This window comes from Pseudomonadota bacterium (assembly GCA_010028905.1).
Lineage (GTDB): Bacteria > Vulcanimicrobiota > Xenobia > RGZZ01 > RGZZ01 > RGZZ01.
Genome location: RGZZ01000607.1, coordinates 1 through 2,598, shown reverse-complemented (window position 1 = coordinate 2,598; position 2,598 = coordinate 1). Strand labels below are relative to the sequence as shown.

Genomic DNA, 2,598 nt, shown 5'->3' with positions numbered 1-2,598 from the left:
GGTCGCCCTTGGGCCAAGGGCGGAAGCCGCCGGTGATGTCGGTGAGGTGGCCGTCGAGCTCGCCTCGCATGCGGAGGAGGCGGCCCAGCATCGTGCCGTCGCTGCCCTGCTCGGCCACCGAGGGCCTCTGCGCAATGGGCTCGCGCGCGGCAGGCGCCTCTTCCGATCGGAAGAGCGAGAAGCCACCGCGGGGCGGGGTTACGTTGCCGCTCGTTTCCATGCTCATCTGTCTCGTACCGTATTCACGACCGTTTCACAATTCGTCAAGAGAATGGCAACATTCCGGCAACAGCGGCAACAACCTCTTCATATTCTGGCGTTGACAGCCGCTGCTCAGCCCAGGTTCTTCTCGATCAGGGCCACCAGGCGTGACACCACCGCCTCGAGCTCACCTGCGTCCGGTCCTTCGGCCATCACCCTCACCATCGGTTCGGTGCCCGACGGACGAACCAGGAGGCGGCCGCGCCCTGCGAGCTGACGCTCGACCTCCGCGATGGCAGTGGCGATCTCGGCGTCTTCGTCGAGGCGGTCTTTTCGCGGCGTGGTGACGTTCACCAGCATCTGTGGGATCGTGGGCATGCGGGTCAGCTCGGCCAGCGGCTTCCCGGCCGCCTTCACCGTTGCCGCCAGCCGCGCCGCTGTCAGCGCACCGTCGCCGGTGGTGGCGGCATCGAGGAAGATGATGTGGCCCGACTGCTCACCGCCCAGGGCTGATCCGCAGCGAAGCATCTCTTCCAGCACGAAGCGGTCTCCCACGGAGGCGCGGCGCATCTCGTAGCCGATGTCGCGCAGGCTGAGCTCGAGGCCGAGATTGCTCATCACGGTGGCCACGACGATCTTCGGCGTTGCGTCTTCTCGAGCGCGGGCGAACGCCAGCAGCATCTGGTCGCCGTTCACCGGGTCGCCGCTCGCATCAACCGCAAGGCATCGATCGGCGTCGCCGTCGAAGGCCAGCCCGAGGTCAGCCCCCGTCTCCACCACGGCCTTCCGGAGGGCCGACAGGTCGGTGGAACCGCAGGCCACGTTGATTCTGGCGCCGTCGGGTTCGTCGTTGAGAACCGTCACGTCGGCGCCCAGCGCCTTGAAGATGCGCGCGGCAACGCTCCAGGCCGCGCCGCAAGCGCAGTCGAGCACCACGCGCAGCCCGTCGAGCCGGCAGGGGGTCTGTGCGACCACGTGGTCGATGTAGCACGTCTCCGCGTCGCGCACGGTGTGCGCACGTCCGATGTCGAGGCCCACCGGGCCTTCGATCACCGCGTCGGAGAGCACCAGCTCCTCGATGCGTGTCTCGAGGTCATCGGCGATCTTGAAGCCTTCTGACGAGAACAGCTTGATGCCGTTGTCCGGCACGGGGTTGTGCGACGCCGAGATCATGACGCCGCCCTGATACGCGCCGGAACGGGCGCGGTGCGCCACCGCGGGGGTCGGAATGACCCCCAGAAGGTCAACGTCGACACCGGCCGAGCAGGCGCCGGCCACGAAGGCGGCCTCGAGCATGTCACCGCTGACGCGACTGTCACGTCCAAGCACGAGTCGGGGGCGGGCCTGTCCGGCCTGGGCGGCGAGAATCGTGCCGTAGGCCGCGCCGATGCGCAGGGCGAGGGGGGCCGTCAGCACGCGGTTGGCGAGGCCGCGAACGCCATCTGTACGAAAGAGCTTGCCCATGGATTCTCCTGAAGAGGCCCCCGCTGAGGAGGCCGTGACGAGGTGAGGCGGCGTCACGAGCGGCGCGCCGGAGCGTGGGGCCCCGCGCTCAGTGCGGCTGTGACGGCGGCGCTTTCTTCGCGCCCGCCGCGGCAGCCGCCTTCTCGGGGCTGCTGACGTGCACGACCACCGTGATCTCCTTCTCCTTGACCAGCGTGGCGCCCTTGGGAGCGACCACCCTGGTTGTGAAGCGATGGTCTCCCGTTCGCAACCGTGACACGTCGATGGCTTCGGCGAAGACCGCGGGCGGTGCGGTGCTTCCCCGAGGCGACACGAGCGCGAGCATGCGGGGCGTCCAGCTTGCGCTCATGCGCAGCGACGGGGCGAGGTTGCCCGTGAACGCGGGAAACACGGGGAGCAGCCGGGGAACGACGGCCGGCGTGACATTCACCGTGACGATCTCGCTGGCAGGGGAGATCTCCACGTTGTGCACCGGGTTGCCGTCTTCGTCTCGCGGCTCGAGCTGGACGCGCTGCATGATGCCGGTCTCGGTGTTGTCGAGGGTCACCACGGCGTAGACCGACTTGACCGTCTGCACCGCCGTCTTGGGCCCTTTGACGGTGACCGTGCTGGTGCGAAGGGTGGGGGGAGAGGCCGAGTATCCCTGGGCCACGTGCCCGGAGAGGCGCGCCTCGACGGTGAAGCTCTGCGTGATGATGGGCACGAGACGAATGTTGAGGCGCTCCGGTTGAACCGTGACCACGCTCAGCTCAGGCGGGGGGATGACCGTCACCCTTGGGAACAGGAGCCCTTCCGATTTCCCTCGCAGGTCGACGGTTGCGGCGATGGTGCTGGGCTCGATGCCGCCGATGGCGTCGCGCGATCCGCGCACGGTGATGGTCACCGTGCCCGGGGCGTTCAGGGCAGCCATGTCGTCATCGGTCTTGATGTCGA

3 protein-coding genes are annotated in these 2,598 nt (G+C 68.2%); all 3 read right to left on the bottom strand.

The window, feature by feature from the left end; genetic code table 11:
* Positions 1 to 220 (bottom strand): hypothetical protein (locus EB084_23440; protein NDD31215.1); only part of this gene is annotated, 220 nt, incomplete at its 3' end.
* Positions 221 to 333: 113 nt separating this feature from the next.
* Positions 334 to 1,665 carry a phosphoglucosamine mutase gene (gene glmM / locus EB084_23435; GenBank protein ID NDD31214.1) on the bottom strand — a complete coding sequence of 444 codons (1,332 nt, stop codon included), beginning with the start codon at positions 1,663 to 1,665 and terminating at the stop codon, positions 334 to 336.
* 88 nt (positions 1,666 to 1,753) lie between these two features.
* On the bottom strand, positions 1,754 to 2,598 hold an 845-nt coding region (locus tag EB084_23430; GenBank protein ID NDD31213.1), incomplete at its 5' end, for a hypothetical protein.